The organism is Endozoicomonas sp. ISHI1 (assembly GCF_024606225.1).
Taxonomy (GTDB): domain Bacteria; phylum Pseudomonadota; class Gammaproteobacteria; order Pseudomonadales; family Endozoicomonadaceae; genus Endozoicomonas_A.
The window spans coordinates 19,153-43,548 of record NZ_JAGRPU010000004.1; the positions used below are offsets into that span (position 1 = coordinate 19,153).

The 24,396-nt window shown below is 46.7% G+C and carries 21 protein-coding genes and 1 pseudogene; 9 read left to right on the forward strand and 13 right to left on the reverse strand.

Features of this window, described 5'->3' with window-relative positions:
- Positions 1-60: 60 nt before the first annotated feature.
- The 3 genes from KBW69_RS04370 to KBW69_RS04380 all read right to left on the reverse strand — a co-directional run bounded on the left by KBW69_RS04370 (position 61) and on the right by KBW69_RS04380 (position 4,491).
- Positions 61-2,511, reverse strand: coding sequence for an aminotransferase class V-fold PLP-dependent enzyme (locus tag KBW69_RS04370; RefSeq protein WP_257280054.1), 2,451 nt, complete (start codon positions 2,509-2,511; stop codon positions 61-63).
- 111 nt (positions 2,512-2,622) lie between these two features.
- A complete protein-coding gene (locus KBW69_RS04375) occupies positions 2,623-3,495 on the reverse strand; it encodes an aspartoacylase (protein WP_257255021.1) in 873 nt (290 codons plus the stop codon).
- Positions 3,496-3,537: 42 nt separating this feature from the next.
- Entirely contained in the window at positions 3,538-4,491 is a 954-nt protein-coding gene (locus tag KBW69_RS04380) for a LysR family transcriptional regulator (protein WP_257280055.1), read from the reverse strand.
- A gap of 593 nt (positions 4,492-5,084) precedes the next feature.
- Between KBW69_RS04380 and KBW69_RS04385 the strand changes: the two genes are divergently transcribed.
- A complete protein-coding gene (locus KBW69_RS04385) occupies positions 5,085-5,858 on the forward strand; it encodes a ferredoxin--NADP reductase (RefSeq protein ID WP_257280056.1) in 774 nt (257 codons plus the stop codon).
- A 125-nt stretch (positions 5,859-5,983) separates the two neighbouring features.
- On the opposite strand, the gene KBW69_RS04390 is transcribed toward KBW69_RS04385, so the two are convergent.
- Complete coding sequence (locus KBW69_RS04390) at positions 5,984-6,199, reverse strand: hypothetical protein (protein WP_257280057.1); 216 nt, start codon at positions 6,197-6,199, stop codon at positions 5,984-5,986.
- Between the two features lie 195 nt (positions 6,200-6,394).
- Between KBW69_RS04390 and KBW69_RS04395 the strand changes: the two genes are divergently transcribed.
- Positions 6,395-7,693, forward strand: coding sequence for an ankyrin repeat domain-containing protein (locus KBW69_RS04395; protein ID WP_257280058.1), 1,299 nt, complete (start codon positions 6,395-6,397; stop codon positions 7,691-7,693).
- 39 nt (positions 7,694-7,732) lie between these two features.
- On the opposite strand, the gene KBW69_RS04400 is transcribed toward KBW69_RS04395, so the two are convergent.
- A complete protein-coding gene (locus KBW69_RS04400) occupies positions 7,733-8,920 on the reverse strand; it encodes a hypothetical protein (protein WP_257280059.1) in 1,188 nt (395 codons plus the stop codon).
- Between the two features lie 485 nt (positions 8,921-9,405).
- Between KBW69_RS04400 and KBW69_RS04405 the strand changes: the two genes are divergently transcribed.
- Complete coding sequence (locus tag KBW69_RS04405; protein ID WP_257280060.1) at positions 9,406-9,576, forward strand: hypothetical protein; 171 nt, start codon at positions 9,406-9,408, stop codon at positions 9,574-9,576.
- A gap of 73 nt (positions 9,577-9,649) precedes the next feature.
- On the opposite strand, the gene KBW69_RS04410 is transcribed toward KBW69_RS04405, so the two are convergent.
- Entirely contained in the window at positions 9,650-9,859 is a 210-nt protein-coding gene (locus tag KBW69_RS04410) for a hypothetical protein (protein WP_257280061.1), read from the reverse strand.
- 127 nt (positions 9,860-9,986) lie between these two features.
- A complete protein-coding gene (locus KBW69_RS04415) occupies positions 9,987-11,156 on the reverse strand; it encodes an alanine--glyoxylate aminotransferase family protein (RefSeq protein WP_257280062.1) in 1,170 nt (389 codons plus the stop codon).
- Between the two features lie 151 nt (positions 11,157-11,307).
- On the opposite strand from KBW69_RS04415, the gene KBW69_RS04420 reads away from it, so the two are divergent.
- Positions 11,308-12,018 (forward strand): DNA-3-methyladenine glycosylase I, encoded by a 711-nt coding sequence (locus tag KBW69_RS04420; RefSeq protein WP_257280063.1) that lies wholly within the window; start codon positions 11,308-11,310, stop codon positions 12,016-12,018.
- 66 nt (positions 12,019-12,084) lie between these two features.
- On the opposite strand, the pseudogene KBW69_RS23650 reads toward KBW69_RS04420, so the two are convergent.
- Positions 12,085-12,180 (reverse strand): annotated as a pseudogene (locus tag KBW69_RS23650) (3,4-dihydroxy-2-butanone-4-phosphate synthase); the annotation flags it as partial.
- 81 nt (positions 12,181-12,261) lie between these two features.
- Entirely contained in the window at positions 12,262-13,128 is an 867-nt protein-coding gene (locus KBW69_RS04430; protein ID WP_257280065.1) for a hypothetical protein, read from the reverse strand.
- A 458-nt stretch (positions 13,129-13,586) separates the two neighbouring features.
- Here KBW69_RS04430 and KBW69_RS04435 point away from each other — a divergent pair, with 458 nt between their 5' ends.
- From KBW69_RS04435 to KBW69_RS04445, 3 genes are all read left to right on the forward strand, one after another.
- Positions 13,587-15,245 (forward strand): ankyrin repeat domain-containing protein, encoded by a 1,659-nt coding sequence (locus KBW69_RS04435; RefSeq protein ID WP_257280066.1) that lies wholly within the window; start codon positions 13,587-13,589, stop codon positions 15,243-15,245.
- Positions 15,246-15,603: 358 nt separating this feature from the next.
- Positions 15,604-16,011 (forward strand): hypothetical protein, encoded by a 408-nt coding sequence (locus KBW69_RS04440; protein ID WP_257280067.1) that lies wholly within the window; start codon positions 15,604-15,606, stop codon positions 16,009-16,011.
- A gap of 473 nt (positions 16,012-16,484) precedes the next feature.
- Positions 16,485-17,048 carry a hypothetical protein gene (locus KBW69_RS04445; RefSeq protein ID WP_257280068.1) on the forward strand — a complete coding sequence of 188 codons (564 nt, stop codon included), beginning with the start codon at positions 16,485-16,487 and terminating at the stop codon, positions 17,046-17,048.
- 74 nt (positions 17,049-17,122) lie between these two features.
- On the opposite strand, the gene KBW69_RS04450 is transcribed toward KBW69_RS04445, so the two are convergent.
- Entirely contained in the window at positions 17,123-17,275 is a 153-nt protein-coding gene (locus tag KBW69_RS04450; protein WP_257280069.1) for a hypothetical protein, read from the reverse strand.
- Positions 17,276-17,419: 144 nt separating this feature from the next.
- On the opposite strand from KBW69_RS04450, the gene KBW69_RS04455 reads away from it, so the two are divergent.
- The gene (locus KBW69_RS04455; protein ID WP_257280071.1) at positions 17,420-17,989 is read left to right on the forward strand and encodes a YceI family protein; all 570 of its coding nucleotides are present in this window, start codon (positions 17,420-17,422) and stop codon (positions 17,987-17,989) included.
- A gap of 183 nt (positions 17,990-18,172) precedes the next feature.
- On the opposite strand, the gene KBW69_RS04460 is transcribed toward KBW69_RS04455, so the two are convergent.
- Positions 18,173-19,984 (reverse strand): hypothetical protein, encoded by a 1,812-nt coding sequence (locus KBW69_RS04460; RefSeq protein WP_257280072.1) that lies wholly within the window; start codon positions 19,982-19,984, stop codon positions 18,173-18,175.
- An 81-nt stretch (positions 19,985-20,065) separates the two neighbouring features.
- Entirely contained in the window at positions 20,066-20,242 is a 177-nt protein-coding gene (locus KBW69_RS04465) for a co-chaperone YbbN (RefSeq protein ID WP_257280073.1), read from the reverse strand.
- Between the two features lie 138 nt (positions 20,243-20,380).
- On the opposite strand from KBW69_RS04465, the gene KBW69_RS04470 reads away from it, so the two are divergent.
- The gene (locus KBW69_RS04470) at positions 20,381-20,797 is read left to right on the forward strand and encodes a response regulator (RefSeq protein ID WP_257280074.1); all 417 of its coding nucleotides are present in this window, start codon (positions 20,381-20,383) and stop codon (positions 20,795-20,797) included.
- A 130-nt stretch (positions 20,798-20,927) separates the two neighbouring features.
- On the opposite strand, the gene leuS is transcribed toward KBW69_RS04470, so the two are convergent.
- Complete coding sequence (gene leuS, locus KBW69_RS04475; protein ID WP_257280162.1) at positions 20,928-23,525, reverse strand: leucine--tRNA ligase; 2,598 nt, start codon at positions 23,523-23,525, stop codon at positions 20,928-20,930.
- Between the last annotated feature and the right edge of the window lie 871 nt (positions 23,526-24,396).

The following is a 24,396-nucleotide window of genomic DNA, read 5'->3' on the forward strand; positions in this document are numbered from 1 at the left end:
CCCTAAAGGTTAACATTGGAATGCCTGCCTGTGTATCGTTGCCTCAAAGAGTTTACTGGTTCAGATCTCATCGGGATTAAAGTGCTTTTCCATAGGGCGACGAATCCCGAGTCCTTTGTGGACGATTCTTCGCATATCCATCTTGAACTGTTTTATCTGTTCATTCCTGTCAGCGGTATCCCGGATCAGGTAACCACCGGCCCGGGCAAAGGCCTGTTTATTGATGACCTCTTCCAGTTCGATGTCGACACCGCTGACGCCATAGACATTACTTTTAGTGGGTTCAATCCCTTTCCGGGTCATCTCTCTGGCGTACTCGACGGCTTCTGAGAGGTGTTTGTTAAATCGCTCGATAAAGTCAACGTTATCAAGCTGTGGGCCGGTCACACAGAAGTGAAGGGCTTCGGGGTGATTCAGCCCGTTAAAGCGCCATCTTGGCTTCATTCTACCCATGTAATCCTTAATGTGGTTCACCTTGAACGTATTCTCTCTTGATTTGAAAGCCAGACACATGGTGTGTTCACCCATGACGTGCAGTTCGGGAAAGTTCTGGATGATTTTTACCATTTTGGCCGCAGTATCATAGATTTGCTGAGCCCTGAGTCTGTACCCTTTTTTTCCATACTTCAGCATGGCTGCCCAGGGGGCTGCGAAGAGTCCTGTGGAGATACTGCCTTCGAGGTTGGCAACTGCATACATACCGCCTTTCCACTCGGTATCGACAAACGCCAGGTAATCGGATAAGTCACGGTTTCGCATCAGTAATACTGAGTTACTTTTCAGAGAATAACCGTACTTGTGAGTATCGACGCTGATGCTGGTAACCCCCGGAAGGCGAAAATCAAAGGGTTTTAAATGTGGGTAATGTTCCTGACCCAGCCAGGCCAGAATAAATCCGCCCAGACAGGCATCCACGTGCAGGCCAATGTCATACTCCCTGGCCATTTTGCTCAACTCTGGCAGTGGGTCAATGGTGCCGTACGGATAGTTGCCTGCAGAGCCAACCAGAAGCACCGTTTTTTCAGGATCTATCAGGCTGCGCACTTCATCAAGGTCTACAGTGTATGACGCTCCTTCGGTGTCCTCATGAACCTTGGCCACCTTGACGACAAGGTCGACGGGCCCCCGTTTGAAGGCTGGGTGAGCCGTGGAAGGAATAATGATCTCCGGATTCCTGATGCCCATGGCCACAGCCCTGTCTCTGTATGCTTTCAGAGCGGCTTTGATGCTCATGGAGCCGCTACTGGTGATCACTCCGTCCGGTTTACCAAGACCTTCATCCTGAATACTGTTTCCGCCCAGAGCTTCCAGCATCATGTTAACGACGCAGCTCTCAAAGTACATCGCGCTTGGGCTCAGGTCTTTCTGAATGGCATTGCTGTGGGAGAACATGCCAAAGATCTCATTCAGGAAGCCATAGTGATCATGATTACCACTGTAGACTGAGCCTGACACAGTCCCTTCTTCCCAGAGTTCATCTTCGTATTGCTTGAACCCCTGAGCGATATTCCTGATTTTCCAGAGAGGCTCCGGTTCCTCAGGAATTTCTTTATAGATGGGAGCGAAATGAGTGATTCCCGGATACATCCAATGTCGTATATAAAGCCATTTCATATAACCCAGAGGATACCAGGGGCCTTTTTCCTTGATTCTGTGATCCCCTACTTTGACATCACGGAATTCCAGAACAACATTCAGCATTTTTTCGATCTTTTGGTCATCGCCCAGAAACGCTTCCATTTCATCAATGATGGCTTCTCTGGTGGCCAGCGTTTCGCGGTTTAGAATATGAACGGCCAGCTGCTCCTGCTGATTCGGGTTGTCGGGTTTGAAGTGCATGACGACGGAGCTGATGGTTGAGCATCTGGAGCCAGGCTTGTTGCCATGGATGCGACAATGGTTGTTGCCCTGCCAAATCAGAGGGCTATGAAAATTAATCTCTGATCGGGATACCGAGGGCAATGTAGCATGAAAAACCGGGAAGGTATTGGAATGATAGTTTTCGTGGCTGCTGATGATTTTTTCCAGTGGTAATGCATGAGTGTCTTTATGGCAGGTTTCCACTGAACAGTAACGGCTTTCAGACGAAGTGGTGAGCAGATCAATAGAAAAAGGTGTCTCTTCAAAGGATGCCTCATGAATAATGGAAGGTACCAGAAAGATGTTGAGACTTCCTGTACCTGAGGCGCTGGACACCTCAGAGCGGAAAAATAATGAGTTATGTCCTTCTTTATTTTTGGGCCAGAGAAAATCCTGTTTGAGAACCTTTTTTCTGAGTTGATTCAGCGTGAGACCCGGAATCTCTTCATCCTCAACAGGGAGAAAATTAAGAGTACTGGAAAACTGACTCTGATTGGGCAGTGAGAAGACGGTAGCCTGATTAATACCGGAGAGAAATAACAGGCTGGTCAGTGTCAAAACGTTAGATAGTTGAGTGGGGCTGAAAAAAAGCCTGAGAGCCTTGAGGTAAGAAAGAGACTTCAGGGTCAAAGGGCGTCTGTCGTCTGGCATAATGTTGCCTGCATTTCATAGGCAGAGGATAGATAGGTTAGGCAATGAAATGCAGGGCTTTCGTTTTTCTTACAGATCAAATAGTAATAATAAACGCTTTGTTTTTGATTATTAATTGCCCGGACTAACCGTTTTCCTATTTGTCATGACAAAAGCCGTGTTCTCGTAATAGTAAGCTGCTTCATTGATAAAGATAGGGTATCCGGGTTCACCCTGATAAGGGGTGACGGTACCATCCATATTCTGAAACATCGGCATGCCCGGCTTCAACTCTTCAAAATCCCCGTCCTGTAGAGAGCTGTGAACCATGGCGGATACTTGTCCATCGTCGTTTCTAGGATAAAAGACTCGATCCGTGACGGTATAAACTTCAGTGGTGGCGGGCAGGGCGTTGTTCCATTCGCTTTCTGATAAATGGGTGAAGTCGACCAGGTGTCGGATCACTGATTCAGTATCTGCAAACTGATCGTGTCGCAAAACGCCGTTGGGAAGAGGGCCGACTTCAATAGTCACTGCATAATCAGAAAGACTGTTGAGCGTTCGGCTGAATTGGCTATCACGGTCACTCAGAATGATTTTTACATCCGGCATATGTTGTTGCACATAGGAGGCGGCCTGAAGGTTAAAAGCAGCCTGATCTTTGATGATTAAAGTCATTCCCATGTTGCTGGTGGTACTGTGCAGATCAATGATAAAGCGGCCATCGTTGGTTTTGGGGTCGAGCAGCCGATTGATTTCCCGGGCTCGGCGGTGTTCGTAGACCGAATCATCATCGCCGTCCAGAACCTCATCCGTGAAAGATCGATTCAGGTCGGCATCCATAAACCGTCTGACTGCTTTATGAGCTTCAATATTGGCAAGCAGGTAATCCACTGGAATGGTGCTCTCTTTGAAGCTGCCGTCCTGCTCCAACTTTCTGATCAGATGGGGCCCAATCAACTCGTTGCCATGGGTTCCGCCCACTATAGTGATTTTTTTTATCATAATCAGACCTTTTTTGCACTGGCTACAAGACTAATCCCGGCTTCAGGTTTGTACAACTTCCCGAGAAGTGAAAGGCATAACGGCGTCCGCAGAACTTTGAGGTTCTGAAGCGTCGGCGGCCCAGCTACGACAGAGTTGAATGAGTTCCCTGGTTCCCTGACTGATGTATTTTTGTTGATGCATGATGAAATAGAATCGTCGGCTCAAATCTCTGTCGGGAATTAACAAAGGTATCAGACTGCCCCTACTGAAGGCATCCTGAAGCGTAATTCTTGACAGGCAGCCAATTCCCAGACCCGCTTCAACGGCCCGTTTGATAGCTTCGGTGTGTTGCAATTCAATCACCACGTTCAGTTTGGGTAAAATGCCATGCATGGCTCGATCAAACGCCTGACGGGTACCCGAACCGGCTTCACGAAGAATCCAGCCAGCACTCAAAAGATCCTGATCTGTCAGTTGGGTTTTGTGCTCGAAGGCATGGCCCGGTGCGCAGAAGGCAACCAGTTCATCATCGCACCAGGGAATGACATTCAGATCATGGTGGTGCAACTCTCCTTCGATCAGTCCGATATCCAGATCAAAGTTCAGAACCTTCCCGGTAATGTTGGCGGTATTGGCCACTTCCAGATCAATATGGGTGCCCGGTTTGTTTCTCATCATCCGGGCAACAATGTTGACGGCCAGATAATTGCCAATAGTCAGAGTGGCACCGACCCGAATCTGGCCTGTCAGGGTTTTACCGGAGAGTTTCTGCTCAAGCTGCCGGGCTTTTTCCAGAAGGGCTTCGGCGTCCGGTCGAATCTGCTGACCGAGGTCATTCAGCTGAAGTCTTTTGCCAATGCGATCAAAGAGCTGAGCATTGAACTTTTGTTCCAGTTCTTTCAGTGCGCTGCTGGCGGCTGACTGGGACATGACCAGGGCTTTAGCGGCGCGGCTGAGGTTTTGCTGGCGGGCAGCCTCCAGAAAAACCTCCAGTTGTCGGAGAGTGAATTTCATGAGCTAATCGATTTAATCGAATAATCTTATAAGAATTATCTGTTTCACAAATATCCTACCCCTGACTAGTATATTCCGGAAGACAAAATAGTATGAATAAATGAACTTTCGGCTAATTTTTCTCTCTAACGTTCGACTGGGATGAATGTTTTAAGGCTGTGCGTAAGAAATATTCACCCTGACTGCACTGGCTCCACTTTTCTGGCAGCCGAAGCAATGCGACGTCGAACAAAGGATATCTGCTATCAGATGTGATTGTTTGATATTGATCTAAAACACAATAAGGATCTGATAATGGATATAAACTCTCATACCTTCAATCTGCCAAATTTGAAACAATTGATTCTGGAATCGAATCGTTTCGGTAAAGACAGTACAAGAAAAAAGTGCTTGGGGCAGCAGCCTTCTTGAATATGCTCTCGAAGCTAAGGATAAGGAAGCGGTTCAAAAACTCATTGACAGAGGGGCTCGAGTTACAGACCGCGCCCGCGATGAAGTTGATGCCGTTTTGAATGGTTAATAAGAGTCAATAACTATTCAGGATGCAGCAAATAGTCAGGCAGTAAGATCGAACACCAGGAGTGATATCGACCATGAGTAATCTTATTCGGGAAACAGTGACCAGTGTACATCACTGGAATGATACCCTGTTTAGTTTCACCACCACACGCAACCAGGGCTTGAGGTTCAAGAACGGCCATTTCACCATGATCGGTCTGGAAATCGATAACAAACCTCTGCTGAGAGCTTACAGCATTGCCAGCGCCAACTATGAAGAAGAGATGGAGTTTTTCTCCATCAAAGTACAGGATGGCCCCCTGACCCAACACCTGCAGAAGCTGGAAGTGGGAGATGATATTTTGGTGGGCACCAAGCCTGTGGGTACTCTGGTAGCTGATCATCTACTGCCCGGAAAGAATCTCTATCTGCTCAGCACCGGTACCGGTTTGGCTCCTTTCATGAGCATTATCAAGGATTTTGAAATCTACGAGCAGTTCGACAATGTGATTCTGACCCATGGCGTTCGCTATGTTTCTGAGCTGGCTTATCAGGATCGGATTCAGAATGAACTGCCAGAAAATGAATACTTTGGTGAAATGGTTAAAAAACAGTTGAAGTATTACCCAACGGTTACCCGTGAACCGTTCCGTAACCAGGGTCGTCTGACGGATTTGATTGCAAGTGGCAAGTTGTTTGCGGACCTCGATCTGCCAGAGCCCAATCTGGAAAATGATCGCTTTATGCTCTGTGGCAGCCCTGCCATGTTGAAGGATCTATGCCGTATTCTGGATCAGCGTGGCTTTAAGGAAGCCCGTGGTGGAAATCCGGGGCACTATGTTATCGAAAGAGCTTTTGTGGAGAAGTAATCCTTTCCAGAACAGGCTGTCGTAAACCAGCCAATATGTGTGCCCGGATGGTCTCTCATTATTTGGGATACGATCTGAATGGTCAGGTAGTTGCCTTTGGTCAGATGAGCGCCTACTTTGATCTGTCATGTCTGCGTTTTATTGAAAAGTTTCTGGTCAAGCGGCTGGGCTTTTTCCAGAAGTGCTTCGGCTTCCGGCTGAATCCGGTGGTCGAGGCCATTCCGCTGAAGTCTTTTGCCAATGCGCTCAAATAGCTGAACATTGAATTTTTGTTCAAACTTTTTCGTTGTGCGGTTGGCTATCCTACCCCTGACTCTATGTTCCAGAAGATAAAATTGCATGAATAAATGAACATTCGGCTAATTATTGTGTCTTACGTTCTGTTGGGATGAATTTATTAATGCACTGTGTAAGAAATAATCATCCTGATGGCACAGGCTCTAACAGCTGCAGCAATGAGTTCCCGAACAAAGCATGTCTGCTATTAACTGGCATTATTATTTGGCGTTGATCTAAAACACAATAAGGATTTGATAATGGATATAAATTCTCACACCTTCAATCTGGCAAATTTGAAACAATTGATACTGGAATCGAATCGTTTCTTTGAAGACGATACAAGAAAAATCAACAATTTGACTGAAGATGATGTTTCTAAAGAGTGTGGCTTTTGCTCTAAGGGGGTGTTTGGCTCTCACAACGTCGTTGTTGCACACGCTCCATCGGGTTTTTTTGTAAAGTCAATCAACCTCCATCTTTTTCATGGTTCCTGCCGCAGGGAACTTGCAGCCATCCAGCAGAATCTTCATTCCCGGAAAATATGCCCCAGCTGTCAGGAAGACTTTGGCCGGGCATTAGAATTTTCATCGGTGGCCCATGCGGTAATATCTGGCCAGATAGATCACGCCCTGCAACTGATGGAGCATGAAGAGCCGGGCTCGAAACACTCATGGCAGGAAGCGAAGATGTCAGCCCTCCACATTGCAGCGATAAAGGGCGACCAAAATATAGCCAGACTACTGGCCGGGGATCCTGACATCAATGAAGATATTGAAGCGGATGAAGGCATTGGTGTCGACGAAGTACCTGACATTGACGTAGATATTGACGTTCAAGACACAAAGGGCAACGCAGCACTGCACTACGCAGTCAGCAATCATAACCTGGAGACGGTGAGAACATTACTTGACTTCAATGCTGGTTTGAACATCCGCAACGAGTGTGGCTATACACCTCTGCATCTGGCTGCCCAAAAGCCTGAATGTCCTGATTTGTTTACCCTTTTGATGGAGCATGGAGCCCGTTTCGATATTCCAGATAAAAACGGTCACAGGGCAATCCATATAGCTGTTGATGCTGGCCATGAGTTGGCACTTGAAACTCTGATTAAAAACGGAGCCGATGTGAATGCAACTGCTCGCGATGGGCGTACCGCCCTTCACTACGCAATGGTATTTGGTTTACATCAAAGTTACCCAAAAAAGAAAAACCATTTAGGCCTGGTCAGGATGCTGATCAATGCGGGGGCAAAAGTTGAGCTTCGCACCGGACGCGGTTACACAGCTTTTGACGGAGTCGATTATGAAAGAAATCCATCCGTCAGGGCGGAAATTATTAAATTGTTACTCTCGTCTGCTATTAATGGCTTTGCTGATATTAATGCACCGGCAGGTCATTCAGGTCGCGACCCAGGTCCCAGCCTTCTTGAATATGCTCTCAGAGCTAAGGACAAGGAAGCATTGCAACAGCTCATTGACAGAGGCGCTCAAGTCACAGACAGCAACCGAGACAGAGTTGACTCGATTTTGAATGATTCTAAGGATAATTTCCGATAAATGCCCACTACCCGTTAGAGGCACTTATTTAAAGGCTTGTTATTGGCTGTTTGAGAAAAAAAGATGTTGATTCAGAATACTAATAACATGAATCTGATTATCTGAATTATCGGTGTCATTTTCCCTTGGAGCAGCACAATTACATGCGCCGTTACAATGACAGGATTCTGTTAATTCTGAATATTGTGGAGGGGGTTGGTTAGCTATGATATCTAATTCTGCATAATGTGGAGGGGGTTGGTTAGCCATAACATCGTAATTATCAACCGCGAGAGTCAGCGTATAACCATGAGCGCTAGCCACAATCGCCAACACTGGAACACCATCGTCGGATACTCGATTAAAGTGGTATTCTACCTTAATTCCGTTCGTTAAATTTACTGTTATAAAATGTGATGGTTTCCGGCTTCCACTGTTACTTACGTCGTTTTGCTCTCGCACAAGAATTACAGCTGGCACAGCTGTATGGGATAACTGAGGTATTATCAAATCTAACCTCTGGTTGGTCGATGGGTTTAGATGCTCTATTATCCATTTTTGTGTTTCCGGAGTATTCAGGAAAAGGTCAAATATTTTAGTCTTGCTGTCTGTAACCAGTGTGCCTGGCGATGAAAATATTTGGCTATCACTGCTAGCCCTATGAAATAAAGAGCATTTTTGAACAATGACAACTTCTGGTAAATCCTTGGGTATTACTGCTCTCAATACTCTGATTCTGTCCAACTCATCGTATGGTCTATGGGGCACTTTTTTTGCCCAGAACTTCAAATATATAGGGAAACAGAACACGCAACAGAACACTTTAGCAGCTTCATATGCTGCTGTTGTCGTTTGACCTCTCAGTATGTATTGAGTACGAAAGCTATGTTGAATAGAACAACTGCCAGTTTGCAAATTCCCCAATAAAGTATCAAAAGGTGACGGCATAATATAACCAGGGTTGTTCTGATCAAAAACCATCAGAGTGGAAGAGATGATGTCATAAATGACATAATCATCCACTGTACAAACATTACAGGATTGGGTGCAGTCATCTAACACTGATGAATGATCGCCTGCTGTGTCCGCATCGCTATGACTGGTCATGGTGGATGTTACAGTTGTTCCACTTAGTAGTGAATTCCCGTTCTGTTCCAGCTTCCAATTAAAGCGTAACTCTTTTGAATTTGAATAAGATGATAGCAAGCAGAGAAAGAATAAAATAATCAAACTGACGTTTGTTTTCATTGTTAACTCTCTATTTAATATTCATCAAATATTAGAGAATGGCAGTTAAGAATAGCTCAATTAGTTTAAATGACAATTTTTGGAGTTTTAACAGTTGGTAAACGTACCTGCACGTTTAAAAAATTTTATCCCGGATTATTCTGATAGAGCGAGGTACATTTGATACAGGGAGAAATAGAAACTGAGTGGTCGGCTTAAGTAATATTTGATATAAATCTGAGAGAATATTCATAGATATGGCGTAACTTGAAAAAATGCCACAGTCGCGTCAACGATGTCACTTCGTTTGAGTTAATTCGGTAAAGTCTGGTCAGAGTATTTTTACAGTACGTATGACTCGAAGATCCCTGGAGAGCTGCGAACTGGAATTCTGGTTTTCAATAAACCCCCACTACCCAACAGAGACATGCATCTTCAAGCTGCCTGATACGAATTTGGCTTGAAATCATCAAGCTTGCCGGGACGAATCCCCGGCCAGCACCTTGATGGTGGCACCTGACGCTGTTGCGAAAACCGCCAGCACGAAAGAGACTCTGCTTGCAGGTAAAGTCGATCTGATTTGCAAGCAGTTACACACTGATGTTCAGACAACCGCAACCAAAGTAGGTAGTCTGGATGTAAGACAGAGTGAGCGTGATACCGGCTACTGCGGGTAGACTTGCTATCCAATGGAAGGCGTGCGGTCCGAAAGCGCAGTAACGACGATCAGCGTAGACGAATAAAGTATGATTACTGCTTTATTTTTTCTTTAACGTTATCGTATACGCCTTCGAGTCCACCTCTTTTTCCCACCTCAAAGTCAAACCAGGCTTTGTCGGCAAAGCGGGGATAGTCCGCTTTCACATAGGCATAATCCTGTCCAATGGACATTTCAAAATGCCGGGACAGGCCGACGATCGCAACCAGAGCCACTAGAATAATTGCCATCAGTTTGTACATGCTTCATACCCTAATGAATTCGTTTCTTCGATATTAGCAGAATGATTTTTTTAGGCTCGATGTACTGTTGAGAATTTTCTTATTAAAAATTCAGGTCTCCCTCACCGGATGAAGGAGACCCGTGCCATCAGTTCTGTGAGCGATAAAACGCGAGAGCGGCGGCCGCCCCGTTTTTATCAGAATCCAGTACTGCCTGCAGGGCACCCAGGCAGCTCAGAACATGGGTCTGGTCGGCGCTGCAGCCCATCAGGCCAATCCGCCAGACCTTTCCAGCCAGATCGCCGAGGCCTGCACCGATCTCCAGGTTGTACTTTGACAGCAAGTCACTTCTCACTTGTGCGTCGTCGATACCATCAGGAATCCTAACCGCATTAAGCTGGCTCAGACGTTCATTTTCAGGAACAACCAGTTCCAGCCCCATAGCTTCCAGACCGGCGGCCAGAGCTTGATGGTGAAGCTTATGGCGGCCCCAGGCGTTTTCGATACCTTCTTCCTGCAGAATAACCAGTGCCTCGTGAAGGGCATACATCGCGTTCACAGGTGCGGTATGGTGATAAGCCCGCTTGGCTCCTTTGCCCCAGTAACCCATAATCAGGTTCATATCCAGGAACCAGCTCTGGACCTTGTGTTTGCGGCTGGCAATTTTCTCTACGGCTTTTTCACTGAAGCTTACCGGAGAAATACCCGGCACACAGGAAAGACATTTCTGGGTGCCTGAGTAGATAGCATCGATCCCCCAGGCATCCACTTCCAGTTCAGATCCACCCAGTGACGTGACGGCATCAACGATGGTCAGGCAGTTATGCTCTTTGGCCAGACGACAGAGTGCTTCTGCATCAGAGCGGGCACCGGTAGAGGTTTCTGCATGAACGAAGGCCAGAATTTTGCTGTCCGGATGAGCCAGCAGAGTTTTTTCAACTTCAGCCACATCAACAGCACGACCCCATTCACCCTGAACAATTACGGGTTCGCCGCCAGCCCGCTCAACGTTCTCTTTCATACGGCCACCAAAGACACCGTTGATGCATACCACTACCTTGTCACCTGGCTCGATCAGGTTGACAAAGCAGGCCTCCATACCAGCGGAACCGGGTGCCGAGATAGGCAGTGTCAGGGCATTGCGGGTTCTGAAGGCATACTGAAGCAGTTCCTTGACCTCATCCATCATGCGAACAAATTCAGGGTCAAGATGACCGATGGTGGGGCGGGACAGGGCTTCTGTAATTCGAGGGTACACGTCTGAGGGACCGGGGCCCATCAGGGTTCGTTTGGGTGGGTGAAATGATTGAATGGTCATGTCTTGTTCTACTGTTATTGACCTTTTGGTCAGGTTTATGACAAGGGAGCCTGTATGTAATACACATTTTATCACTAAGTATCAATGTTCAATTTTTTTTGAGCAATGTATACACTTTCCGGCAAATCGCTGTTGGAGGTATGGAGTGGTCATGAAGCCAGAACGCTATGACATCATTTTTGAACGTGCCTGTGAACGCAAAGGAGGAGAAGCAGCTGTTGAATCTTTGCTGGTAAAACCTCTCTCCAGTGACCAATTACAAAGCATTCCGGACGATCGCTTCCTTGCAGAACTTACCCGCAAGGTTTTTCAGAGTGGCTTTGTCTGGAAAGTGGTGGAACAGAAATGGCCTGACTTCGAGGAGGTTTTCTGGAGTTTTGATATTGAAAAGCTGCTGATGATGCCTGACGACATGCTGGAGCGAAAAGCGACTGATCCCAAAATTATTCGTCATCTCAAGAAGGTCTGGAGCATTCGGGAAAACGCCCTGATGATCCATGATGTACGACAGAGAGAAGGCAGCTTTGCAGAGTTTGTCGCAGTCTGGCCTGAAGATAATATCATTGGTCTCTGGGCCTACCTGAAAAAGCATGGCAGTCGTCTGGGCGGGAATACTGGTCCCTATGCGCTGAGGGCATTGGGCAAAGATACCTTCTTGATGACAAGGGATGTTGAAGGTTATTTCAGAGCCATGAAGATCATTGAAGGCAGTGCTGGCAGTCAGAAAAGTCAGAAAGCTATTCAATTATTTTTCAATCGGCTCAGAGAGAGCAGTGGTCGATCTCTCACCGAACTTAGCAGAATATTGGCTTTTGGTGTCGGCGATAACCGTGTTCAGGCGTTGATGGATACGGCTCACTGAATAGAATTTAAGCACAGGCAGACAATACCACTGCATTCATGGATCAACAGGGCCATCTGTTCTACTGTGAGGGGCTTTTGCTGCAAAAATCAGGTCCCCTTCATTTTCCCGGTTTTCGTCATCCATCAGAATGACGTTTTTGCCGCTGCGAAGTGCATCAATCGCTCTATCTAAACGCTGGAATGGGTTACCAAATGATTCTGATAATACTTCAGAGCCTGGTGGACTTCTAAAGTCAGAGCGTTAAATCTCACCCATCATATTCTTGAGATGAAAGCGCCCGATGTCCAGCTCGGGTGTCCAGAAATCGACATCATGCAGGTATTCCATCTTGGCGCTGAGCTTTTCAAGATCGGCAATGATGGCTCTTGAACGAAACAAAGGATCATTCACTTGTCGGACAATACAATCCGCATAGGCCTGGTAGGTCGCTGACTTGTCATTTTCAGGTAGTCTCAGGGCTTGCTCCAGATCGCGATACGTTCCGGTAAAATCACCATCAAGTAGCTTTTCATTAGCCTGCTCACGGAAAAAAGCCGTGGTTACAGGAATGGCAAAAACTGCCAGATCTTTTGACCAGATGTGCTTCAGCCTCAGGGCTTCAAGTTGACGCATGATGTTTTTAAGCGGGACCTGATTTTCAAGTTCATGGTTCAGTAGGCCCAGCCAGGAGCGTATTTCAAGCTCATCAATGGCCTCGGCAAATTCATGGGGGGCATCCCCGAAGGCGTTGAATTGCTCTATGGCTTTAATGGCAGGAACAAAACTTTTGTTACTGTAATGAATTACGACCCCAATAAAAGCAGCCTTGCCGGCAATCCTTAGCTTCTTTTTCCCTTTTGGCTCTTCACTCCAGCGAATGAGTGAGTCCTGGATGGCCGGATTATTAGCGCGAATATAATCCAGCTCCTGATTTATTTGTTCGGGTGTGTATTCATTGACCAGCATGAAGCAGAAAAGGGATTCCAGCAGCTCAGTTTGATCCTTAGCTACGGCATCCTTGAGTCTCTGACTAAGCTCAGCACGGGTCATTTTCTCTGATAAACCCGGGTAAGGGCTATTACTCTCTTCTGGGATAACGTTATCAATCGGTTCAGCTGCTTTATTCATAGTCTCTTCCGGTCTGTTACACCTTAAAAACACTCTGTTTTGCAGGGGATGTGGCTTATATCGGCCATATTTCCGGTATCTGAGAGCAGCTTGTCAGTTTATGCCTGTTGATTCAGTGATTTATATTAATCGTGCTTTCCAACTCCTATGTAATGCATATACATTGCCGTATACCCGTAAACTCGGAAAAATCAACTGATGAATGGTTAAAACACTATCGCCCGAATAGGGTCTGGTGGAAATGAGCCTTGGCCTGTGGCTGGTGGTTCAGCTTTGCCCTGAAAATTCCAGCGTTTCACTCTTCAGGAAGAAACGGTGCGGACCCGTTTTCATTAGCCCGGTTATCATCAGTCTCTTCGTCGGTCATGTAGTCCAGCTCCTGTCGGTTAATTTTTCATCCGTTGATTTACTTCGCCCAGAGCCGATAAATCGGTCATTACTGTGACTCAGGGATAGCTATGAAAACGGGACCACGCCTGCCGACTGATCAGGTTCAATCTGATCAAATGCCCCGGCAGCAGGACTTGGATTCAGGGCGTTTTAAGCACCGGGCAGTCCAAAGTACCGACGGCCAAACTTTTCTGCACATGCTGTTTGCAGCATTCACTCAATCCACATCTTTGCTCAGTCGGGTAACGCAAACTATATTACGGCCTTTGCTCCACCTGATTGGTCATGGAGAGCTTCTGTTAACCAGAGCGCAGAAAATTGAGCAATCGAAATCAGAGCCGCAGAAAAGATTACCGTTTTTGGTCATGAATCTGATGTCACTGTCGACCCGGTTTGATGGTGAAGATAAGGCAAGACTTTATGATTTTAGTGACGGTTGTTGCTATGGTCTTGCCTCAAGCTACGTACTGTACGAGCAGTTGGGGTGTACAGAGGAATATGATGAACTTTTGAGCACTGTAAGTCAGGATCCGGCACTGGGCTGGGTATTTTGGGATAAGCACTATGATCATCTGGCGGATGCTATTCTGGACGCCCAGCAGATGTTTAAAGCCGATCCTGCCACACAGGATCATCAAACGCTCTTTTTATTAAAACTGCGGCCTTTTTGTGAATCGTTACTGGCTTTTCAGGCACCGGGTAGAACAACGTTGCAGGAAGAAGTGCCTGAGCAAAATACAGAGAAGACTGCACAATGGATTGTCTCGGCGGCTGATGGCAATACCCCGGTCTTACATTCAACTCCCTCGTACCCAATTGGGCTTACCGAATCCGGGTTGTGCTTATTATTAAACAAGATCGCAGAAACGACTCGGGAAGGCGGGGGCAGCCGTCTTTTTCATCTCCGGACCGGCATGCATATCCTATCTCTGCAAGTGACTTCCGAAGGATTTGAAATCAGGGATCAAAATATTCGTAACTATAAGCAGTTATTTAAAAAGGAACGGGACTTCTTCGCTGCTAAATGCATAGCCGAATCTTTAAACACCAGTCAAATCTTGTCATCCGGCATGGCCATTCCAAACGAGTCAACGGATACCGTATTTTCCATCAAGGAATTCACAAACGTTTCATCAGCCAGCAACAACTCAGGACACAGGCGTCTTGAAACCCTGTTAGCGGAAATTCCGGAAGCCAGGCTTTTACCCATAAATCATCGTAACCCTCATAAGTTCAATCAGTTGCTACTGGCTGTTGCATTTGGACCCAGTGAAGTGGCTGAAAAAGTGATGGTTAAAGCCACGGAGGTCGCAGACATAGAACCAGGCTTTTTCAATCAGCAAGATCATTTTGGCCAGGTTGCCCTGACTTTGGCTATAGCCATGAATCATACAAATGTCGTGCATAAGTTGTTAGATCAACCGGGCATCCGTACCAATCTACCCAGACAAGATGGTGCAATACCATTACACAGTGCCTGTCATTATGGTCACGCTGAAATAGTGGAAAAGTTACTCGTCAGACCTGATGTCCAAATAAATCACAAAACGAATGAGGGCGAAACCCCGATACTGATGGCGATTAAAGCCGGGCATATTGAAATCGTTAAACGTCTTCTTGAACAGGGTGCTGATATTGAAGCATCTTCAGTAGCGTTAGCTCCTGAGGCATGTCATGGTGAAATCAGGAAGCTGATAGAGACAGAGTTGAAGAAGCGTGGGTTATAGCCTGCAGAGGAAACACAAAAAAGCGCTTTTTACTGAAATTTTTTGAATATTATCGAATGAGCGTAAAACCTCGTGCTTTGCGACACCCTCTTGAGGACGGGGATGTAAGCTCGGCTTGCAAAGCAAACCCCTTGTGCTATTTTGCAGTCTGTCAGGCGTTTTTAGCGATTACGCTACCTGACATGAAAGGTAAAATACTTTCCGCTCTCTGCTTGTGTTTCTTCACGGGGTCGCCCGGACAATCCGAAAGGTAGAACAGACTGTCGAATAAGGTGTGTCCCGGTATTGGGTTAAGGATACACTGCGGTCGGGCATGACCCTCTGGCTGTAGGAATCCCCGTCGTTCACGGCGGGTAGGATGTCGAGTTTGGTCAGCATCGAAATATCAATGCACAGATCTGCATCCAAAGAAATGAAAAAAGTAAATTATGTTATTAAAATATTGTCTCTTATAGTATTGCTTTCATTATGTACTTTCTCTAAATCTGACGAATCTAATTTTAATTTTGTTAGCGAAGGCTATCACTATGAATGTCGTTTCTATGACTGCCCGATTATATCGACTGCCATGCTAGCTTTCTCTTCTGTTGTTGCTGTAATTGGCTTTTCTATTGCCGGAATAGCAATTGTCGGGTCGTCGCTGGTAACTATTCCAGCCGTTGCAATGGGTGCTTTGATTTCAATAGGCGCAGTTGGATTGGCGATGGCAATTCCTGTTCTCATTATTGTAGTGCCAGTAGGATTTGTTTTGTATGTTTGTTTCTGAAAAATCGCGCATGCCAAATGGTACCAAAGGACGCCGCCTTCGACGCGCGCTGGATTCAGGGATGTAAGTGACCAGACTAAGCCACTTCCAGTGGCTACGTTAGAGGCAAATGCATAGTTACCTTGGGATGCTTGACCAGTCCCAAGCGCTATGGATAGTGGGTAAACAGTGTATTGAGGGTTAATCACATTGCTGCTATCAAGAAACCGCCTGCTTAATATTGTCTACGCGACCCCGTCGAGGTGAACTTTACTGGTGAAAGCCTGGTTCGGTGCGTAAGCGCCAAAAAAACAGTGTTGGTTTGCCCTGGCAGGCAAGTCAACATTCCTCCCTTACTAAAAGCATGGGGTATCCAGTTGAGATAAAACGATGAACTTTTTCTTTGGAAATCTGTCAAAGCTACTGTCCACAACGCAGTCGCGACGGTTTAACAATCGACATCAGATAAATAACCAGCTCAAAGGAAGAAGAGTATGCAGAGCCATCCCATCATATCGGAGCAAACTGTCGGCGCAGCTTTTGAATTGAGGCTTTACGGCAGCAGATTCAGCAAGCCTGCTATTTTGTTACAAGCCCGTAGAAATGGCTCTTATCACTGTTTTGCCGGTAGGTCAGTCAAGGATCTCAAAGAGGTTTCTGTATTCTTTTCCGATGCGAACACCTGTCACATTCGTATGCTGGACGGCATCTTTCAGTTCCATGTACGTCCTATCCCCATTAAGTCTCTGTTTTCCCCGAAGCCGGATGCTCAGATTAAAACGACAAGCACTGACAATCCTGAAATAACTGCCTCCACCGTCGATGATGTTGTTGATAATAAACTACTGCCAGAGGTTGCTGCCCATTCCGGCAAGCCCCAGCCGTTAGCTTCGGAAGATTCCTTCAGCTGTGCGCACAGTATGGCCCCATACGCCATGCCAGGGAGGTGGCAGCCAAGCGACGATACTGAGTCAGAAAGCGGGGTCTATCCTACTCAGGCCGATTCAATCACGATGGCTCCCATCTTGTCACTAATGACTGTGAAGACAGAGCCCTGATTCCTGGCTGCCAGGCAGATGGCAAATGGTTCCGTAAAGAGTACTTGGCTATCCGGGTATGTAAGGTGCTAATATTAATTTCCAGGCTCTGTGGCGGTTTCTGTCACCGGTTTACCTAACTCAACGACCAACTTTAATGCGGATACTTTGAGCTCAGCAATGTACGGTTTCGTTTTCTTTTCAGGCATTTGGACACCTTGATGGGCTCTTAAATTAGCCGTGCTCATGAGTGTCCTGAGAACTGTAAACACTCCATTCAGGGACGAGTAGTTCACCGCATCATTCGTGGAAGTTAATCTGACCTGGCCCGGAGACAACATAGTGACAGCTGAGTTTGAGTTGGCTTATCGCGTGATTTTAAGGGAAAAAAGATGAAGAAATTTCTTATATTCCTACTACTGTTCACTGCTTGTGGACTGAGTAAAGCGGCGCAATTTGAACTAAACCGAGACATATCAAGAGTCTCATTCGCTACGGTGAAGTTACAGTATGTTATTGAGCCAGCGACAATATCCTCTCTGACTGGCAGCATTAGTGAAGCCGGTCAGTTAACTCTGGATATTCCAATCTCTGGCATTGACACTGGAATTGGAATAAGAAATGAACGCTTGAATAAGCTATTCTTCCAATCGGATTTATTTCCCAGCGCTAAGGTTTCAGCAGAAATTTCCAACTCATTATTAGCTTCTGACTTAGTGATCCAACAGCTAACTGTTCCGGCTAAAGTAACTCTGTTTGGCCATACACAAGAATTGGAATTTTCAGTCAATGTGGTAAAAAGCGGAAAAGTATTGTCGGTAGCCAGCACTCAGCCTGTTATCATTCGAGCTTCAGAATTTGGTATTCCGGCTAAAAACCTGACAGAGCTGGCAAAAACCGTGGGTCAGATTCCGATTTCTGATACTGTTCCTGTCAATTTCTCATTAATATTCACCCAATAAATATTGGTACTTTTAAAGTCAGGAGGGATCAGTTCTCTGGAATTGCTTATCAGCGGCTGACTATCCAGTGCAGCCAAGTGCTGAAATATAGACGCTTCGTTCATCCCTGACTTGTCGAAGGATGGTTGCACGATACTTTTATAAGCCCGGTTCGAACGGTATGAGGTGTACCGCTTGACTGCGCTAGTTCTTTTGTTTGGCCAGATCTTGATATTTGTCGATGATTCTTTCCAGACTTTTCTTTTCTGAAGCCATAGTGTCCTGGACACTCTTGGGGACCTTGTTCATATTTATTTGGCTCATTTCGCTTAACAGGCCTTTTGCCTGGTTGTGTAAATCTTCGAGCTGATCTGCTGATAATTTTTGATTATTTTTTCCGGTGGTGTCCTTAAGGCGCAGCTCGGCAAATTTGTCGGTGACTGGGTGAGCGGATTTTAGCCAGGGCGTACAATGATCAAGGGTGTACTGAAAGCTGTTCACCCTGGCTACTTTGAAGACACCTTCGCCATGCGTTTTTGCGGTAATGCTTTCCAGAGGCACTTTACCGAAAGGTGTGTCATCCAGCTTCACCCTGTATTTACCTTCCGTTCTGTTCTTAAGGTCATCTAGCAATGCCGTGTAATTCTGATATTCCCGTTGGGATATAACATCCAGTTGTTGATTCAGCCATTGAGATACTTCTTTACCCGAGTTGGGTTCAAGATCCTGCAGGCTCATGGGATCAAGATGGCCATGCTCGGACAGGGGTAACATCATCTGGCTGACTGCTGCCATTCTCACATTTCTGCCAAGCTGATGTTGGTCAAAGAAACGATAAAAGCCGGTAAGGGATTCACCTTTCTGGAAAGCAATATCTTCCAGCCTGTTCCTGAGTTCTTTCTGGGTATCAGAGACACTGCTTTTGTTACTGAATATTGAAGCGCCTGGCACCTCATGCTTGAACCATTTTTTGTCGACGCTTGCTTTTTCAGAAGCCCCCGTCAGAGCCATGGCTCTCAGATATCGGGTGAAAAACTTCGGCATCTGCTCTTTCCAGGGGGTGTCCTTGCCTTGGGCGAGACTTTTGGACATATATTTTGCCGGTGCATCCAGTGCCGCTTGTCTTTTTCTCTGACGTCTAACCGGAAGAGAAATTTCACTAATATGGCTGGTCGGTTCTGTTTCAACTTTCTCTGGTGCTGTGACAGGCGTTTTCTGCACGCTCGCAGGCTCTGTGTTTTTTGCTGTCGGAGCTACATTATTGGGCAGTGAGCTGGTGCGGACTGGTGGTTTTGGAGGTACTTTCTTAACGGTTCTTTCCGGGGGAGCTTGCTTCAGAAGTTTTGCGCCCTCTGTTACCAGACGTCGGTAAAAATGCTTCTTCAGGTTTTGTATCGCAGCGGGATCATCTGCGACTCCGGGGCTTTCCAGTTTGTTGGCTGCGTCCCTGAGGGCTTCTTGTATATCAGAGAATGCATCGTCACCCTCAACACAGGAGCTGGTTTTGAAGGTGGCAATCAGTTCCCGGTATTGCGCCTGCCTGTCTGATGCCGATGATATTTTGGCCAGGTGATGATCCAGAAGATTACTGGTTGCCTTTTGTATAGTAGCCGACTGAGGCAATGCGTTCGTTGAAGCTGTTGCAGGTTTGCTGATGGATCGACTGGCAAGCGATTTGGCTTTCGGGGGTCTTTTAGTAAGCACCTGGCTTCTGGGTCTGGTTGGAGCCTTCTGCTCAATAGCAGGTTGTTGTTGCGGCTTAAGATCGGGCGCTTTAGGGGCCGGTCTGCGAGGTCGGGACGATGTCTTGTAAATGTGTTTTGGCGTTGGAGGAATAACTCGAACGCCTCGTTCATGGATGGAATGCTTTTTAGGAGTTACCTGATCCTCTGGAGGGAGCATCTTGTTGAAGACATTACGTAATGCCCTGACTCTGCCATCATTAGAAACCTGCTGGGTTCCCTCGGGCTGGATCCATTGCGGACCCTGACCTGAGGTTTTGTCGATTAAGCTCATACTGTCCCTGTATGCTGTTTTTTTTACCGTCCCTTAAGAATAGTAGAACCTAATAGCTGCTCTATTTATTATCACTTCTTATTAGCTTTTGGCCGCATTTCTAATCCATTTCTTCAGTTGATTCCCGGGCAGGGCAACGGATGTGCGGTCAATTTCTTTCCCGTTTTTGAACAGAATCAGGGTTGGGATGGAGCGAATTTTGGGAACCCGGTTGGGAGTGCTGTATAAAGGGCAGACGATTTGAACAGGCTTAGACATATCATTTACCGGGGGAGCATGAAAAATAGTACTTGATAGGTGGGGGTGTATTGCGACTTATCAATAGTGTTTGATAATGCAATCTTTGGGTTAACCGCTAATCTGAAAGTAAGATAATTATTCTAAACAGGTTGAATCATGGATGTTTCCCAAATTGCTGAGTCCGGTGTGCTGAATAACAAGAACGTGCTGGTGGCTGAAGATAATCCCGCCAATCAGCTGGTGCTAAAAAAGTTACTCAAAAAAGTCAATATTGTGCCTGTCTTTGCAGAAAATGGTCAGGAAGCTCTCGATCAGTTCAAGAGTAATCAGGATAACTGGGATCTGATTCTGATGGACTGTGAAATGCCTGTTATGAATGGTTACTCTGCTACCGAAGCGATCCGGCAGTTTGAACAGGAGGCTGGAATTGAGAGGCATACCATCATCGGTCTTAGTGCTCACGCTATTGACGAGTTTAAAAACAAGGCTTTATCAAAAGGTATGGACGATTATCTGACCAAGCCCATTGAACGTGACGCTTTGTTTCAAACTCTGGTGGATTATCTCAGCTGAATTATGCAGTCTGTTGAACTCTGGCAAAACCTGTCCAACTCATATCCTTTCTGAAAAGTCACACATCGCATATTAAAAAGGCCAGCAGAAATGCTGGCCTTTTTGACAGTGAGCTGTGGTTAATAACCGGTCAGCTGGCAACAATGTTAACCAGTTTGTCCGGTACTACAATCACCTTGCGAACGGTCTTTCCTTCGATGAACCTTGTTACGTTCTCTTGTTCAAGCGCCAGCTTTTCAATCGCCTCTTTATCCATGCCAGCTGGAACTTCCAGTTTTGCACGAACCTTGCCGTTGACCTGAATCACCATGGTGATAGCGTCTTTTTCCAGGGCCGACTCGTCCACTGCTGGCCAGCCAGCCTGAACCACAGGCTCTGCATGACCCAGAGCATGCCAGACACTGTGCATAGCGTGAGGGGCAATAGGTGCCAGCATCAGAGTGGAGGCTTCCAGGGCTTCACGAAGAACGGCACGGCCCTGATCACTGGTGTCCCCGAACCTGGCAATTGCGTTGTTCAATTCCATGATGGCAGCAATAGCGGTGTTGAAAGTCAGACGACGTTCGCAATCATCGGAAACCTTTTTGATGGTTTCATGAGTTTTGCGACGCAGGTCTTTCTGTTCCTTGCTCAAGGATTTACTGTCCAGAGCCGGTAGATCGCCGGAAGCCAGATGTTCGGAAACCTGTTTCCAGAAACGACGCAGGAAACGGTGGGCCCCTTCAACAGCGCTTTCTGACCATTCCAGGGTCTGTTCGGGAGGAGCAGCAAACATGGTGTATAGACGAATGGTGTCAGCACCGTACTTATCGATCAGATCCTGTGGGTCAATACCGTTGTTTTTGGACTTGGACATTTTACTCATGCCCGCGTGCTCAACGGCTTCACCGGTTTTTTTCAGGGTGGCTTTGATCAATCGACCTTTGTCGTCCAGTTCAAAGTCTACATCTTTGGGTGAAATCCAGTGCTTCAAGCCTTTTTCGTCCAGTGAGTAGAAGGTATCCGCAAGAACCATGCCCTGGCACAGCAGCTTTTTGAATGGCTCGTCGCTGTCGACCAGACCCGCATCACGCAGCAGTTTGTGGAAGAAGCGGGAGTAGAGTAAGTGCATAACGGCATGTTCAATACCGCCAATGTACTGATCCACTGGCAGCCAGTAGTTGGCAGCAGCCGGGTCCAGCATTTGTTCATCCGTCTGGGGAGAGCAGTAGCGAGCGTAGTACCAGCTGGATTCCATGAAAGTATCGAACGTATCGGTTTCACGGGTTGCTATCTGGCCGTCATGGTTGGTTTTAGCCCACTCGGGATCGGCCTTGATGGGTGAATGAACACCGTCCATCTCAACATCTTCAGGCAGCAGTACCGGCAGATCTTCAAGAGGGACAGTGACTTCAGTGCCATCTTCCAGATAACGCATGGGAATTGGAGTCCCCCAGTAACGCTGACGGCTCACACCCCAGTCACGCAGACGGTAGTTAACCTGCTTTTCACCTTTGCCTTGAGCAATCAACTGGTCGGCAATGGCATTGAATGCTTCCTGAGAAGTCAGGCCGTCAAATTCACCAGAGTTGATCAGCTTGCCTTTTTCAGTGAACGCTGCTTTGGACAAGTCACACTGTTCGCCATTTGCAGGCTCTATGACTTGCTCGACAGGCAGCTCAAAGCGACTAGCAAATTCATAGTCGCGCTGATCATGACCGGGTACCGCCATAACAGCGCCAGTGCCGTAATCCATCAGGACGAAGTTGGCAGCCCAGACAGGTACTTCTCTGCCGGTGATCGGGTGAATAGCTCGAATACCAGTATCAACCCCCACTTTTTCCATGGTGGCCATTTCTGCTTCGGTCACACCATGGGTCTTGCATTCTTTAATGAAAGCCGCCAGTTTCGGATTGTTTGCAGCCGCAGCTTTGGCGATGGGGTGCTCTGTGGCAACGCCGATGTAAGTGACACCCATCAGTGTGTCCGGGCGTGTGGTGTAGATCTGGAATTCTTCTGGTGAGCCTGCAGTCGGGTTAGCTATCTCAAAGGTCATCTGAACCCCTTCAGAGCGACCAATCCAGTTACGCTGCATGGCTTTAACCTGCTCAGGCCAGTCTTCCAGCTGATCCAGGTCTGCCAGCAGTTCATCGGCATAAGCCGTGATTTTTACAAACCACTGGGGCAACTCTTTACGCTCAACCAGGGTGTCACAGCGCCAGCAACGGCCATCTTCTACCTGCTCGTTGGCCAGAACGGTAGCGTCGTTAGGACACCAGTTCACAGAAGACATCTTCTTGTAGACCAGACCCTTCTCGTACAGTTGGGTGAAAAACCACTGTTCCCACTTGTAGTAGTCTGGCTTGCAGGTGGCCAGCTCACGATTCCAGTCATAACCGAAGCCAAGACGCTTCAGCTGGCCTTTCATGTAGTCAATGTTCTCATAAGTCCATGGGGCTGGAGCGGTTTTGTTTTTGATAGCGGCGTTTTCTGCCGGTAGGCCGAAGGCGTCCCAACCCATAGGTTGCAGAACATTTTTGCCCTGCATACGTTGATAGCGGGAAACCACGTCGCCAATGGTGTAGTTGCGAACGTGACCCATGTGCAGTCGACCGCTGGGGTAAGGGAACATGGACAGGCAGTAGTATTTTTCTTTGCCAGCCTCTTCAGTGACAGCAAAGCTGTCGTTCTCTTCCCAGTAGTTCTGGGCTTCTGTCTCGATTTTATGCGGGTGGTAATGCTCTTCCATCATGGCTCTTTGCGAGAATCTGGATTTAAAGGGTTTCGTGCCCTGCATTTAAAAATTTGTACAAATGTGCAAATTCGCAGAGTGGAGGGAAACGCTAGTGCTTAGTTTAACCCCCGAAGCATACATGAGTGAGGGCAATGGGGGTAGCGTTTGTCTCTTCCAATATGAAATTTCAGCAGAAACAGAAGGTGCACCTACACTTTCTGAGCGTCGAGCTCGCGCTGAATGGCCAACAATAAGGCTCTGCAGTAGAAATAACGCCAAATTTATGGACCGCGCCGGAGATGCAGGCTCCCGGGATTTTTTGTTATAGGGTTTGTACAACAGAGCACAACAAGGCTGACAGGACGACAAAGTATAAGTTTGGTGATGTACTGAATGCAATGGATGAAGTGGGTGTGCTGGACGTGGCTAATTTGTTCCAGTTTTGTATATTCAGTGAATGACCAGTAATAAACCAAGTGCCAGAATGCTCTTGATATACTTCCTCCAACACAATTGACGCACTGATGGATTCATGATTGAAAGACAAAGATACTTAATTCTGAACCATTGCACTCGCTAAAAACGAGAAATCGTTCAACTCTATCTAATGGTGCGGCTGAAAGAACTTCTGATATAAAAGTATAAAAAAGCAGGGTTAAAATTGCGGTTTTGTCTATATGCACGGGCTATAGCTCTTTTAAATATTTGAAACTAGCAGCCTGTCGGACTTAAGCGTCCGTAGCGAGGATTGCAAGAAATTGAGGATAAAAATTTCTGCTTCTGAGGAGAATAGCGAGCTATTTGACGAAGAAGCAGGAATTTTTAGACCAATTTATTGCAACCGCAGTAGGACAGCCTTAAGTCCGACAGGCTGCTAGCATATTTA

Coding starts and splice junctions, on each gene's coding strand:
- KBW69_RS04370 (WP_257280054.1), bottom strand. CDS start 2,511: ATGCCAGACGACAGACGCCCTTTGACCCTGAAGTCTCTTTCTTACCTC.
- KBW69_RS04375 (WP_257255021.1), bottom strand. CDS start 3,495: ATGATAAAAAAAATCACTATAGTGGGCGGAACCCATGGCAACGAGTTG.
- KBW69_RS04380 (WP_257280055.1), bottom strand. CDS start 4,491: ATGAAATTCACTCTCCGACAACTGGAGGTTTTTCTGGAGGCTGCCCGC.
- KBW69_RS04385 (WP_257280056.1), top strand. CDS start 5,085: ATGAGTAATCTTATTCGGGAAACAGTGACCAGTGTACATCACTGGAAT.
- KBW69_RS04390 (WP_257280057.1), bottom strand. CDS start 6,199: ATGCAATTTTATCTTCTGGAACATAGAGTCAGGGGTAGGATAGCCAAC.
- KBW69_RS04395 (WP_257280058.1), top strand. CDS start 6,395: ATGGATATAAATTCTCACACCTTCAATCTGGCAAATTTGAAACAATTG.
- KBW69_RS04400 (WP_257280059.1), bottom strand. CDS start 8,920: ATGAAAACAAACGTCAGTTTGATTATTTTATTCTTTCTCTGCTTGCTA.
- KBW69_RS04405 (WP_257280060.1), top strand. CDS start 9,406: ATGGTGGCACCTGACGCTGTTGCGAAAACCGCCAGCACGAAAGAGACT.
- KBW69_RS04410 (WP_257280061.1), bottom strand. CDS start 9,859: ATGTACAAACTGATGGCAATTATTCTAGTGGCTCTGGTTGCGATCGTC.
- KBW69_RS04415 (WP_257280062.1), bottom strand. CDS start 11,156: ATGACCATTCAATCATTTCACCCACCCAAACGAACCCTGATGGGCCCC.
- KBW69_RS04420 (WP_257280063.1), top strand. CDS start 11,308: ATGAAGCCAGAACGCTATGACATCATTTTTGAACGTGCCTGTGAACGC.
- KBW69_RS04430 (WP_257280065.1), bottom strand. CDS start 13,128: ATGAATAAAGCAGCTGAACCGATTGATAACGTTATCCCAGAAGAGAGT.
- KBW69_RS04435 (WP_257280066.1), top strand. CDS start 13,587: ATGAAAACGGGACCACGCCTGCCGACTGATCAGGTTCAATCTGATCAA.
- KBW69_RS04440 (WP_257280067.1), top strand. CDS start 15,604: ATGTCGAGTTTGGTCAGCATCGAAATATCAATGCACAGATCTGCATCC.
- KBW69_RS04445 (WP_257280068.1), top strand. CDS start 16,485: ATGCAGAGCCATCCCATCATATCGGAGCAAACTGTCGGCGCAGCTTTT.
- KBW69_RS04450 (WP_257280069.1), bottom strand. CDS start 17,275: ATGAGCACGGCTAATTTAAGAGCCCATCAAGGTGTCCAAATGCCTGAA.
- KBW69_RS04455 (WP_257280071.1), top strand. CDS start 17,420: ATGAAGAAATTTCTTATATTCCTACTACTGTTCACTGCTTGTGGACTG.
- KBW69_RS04460 (WP_257280072.1), bottom strand. CDS start 19,984: ATGAGCTTAATCGACAAAACCTCAGGTCAGGGTCCGCAATGGATCCAG.
- KBW69_RS04465 (WP_257280073.1), bottom strand. CDS start 20,242: ATGTCTAAGCCTGTTCAAATCGTCTGCCCTTTATACAGCACTCCCAAC.
- KBW69_RS04470 (WP_257280074.1), top strand. CDS start 20,381: ATGGATGTTTCCCAAATTGCTGAGTCCGGTGTGCTGAATAACAAGAAC.
- leuS (WP_257280162.1), bottom strand. CDS start 23,525: ATGGAAGAGCATTACCACCCGCATAAAATCGAGACAGAAGCCCAGAAC.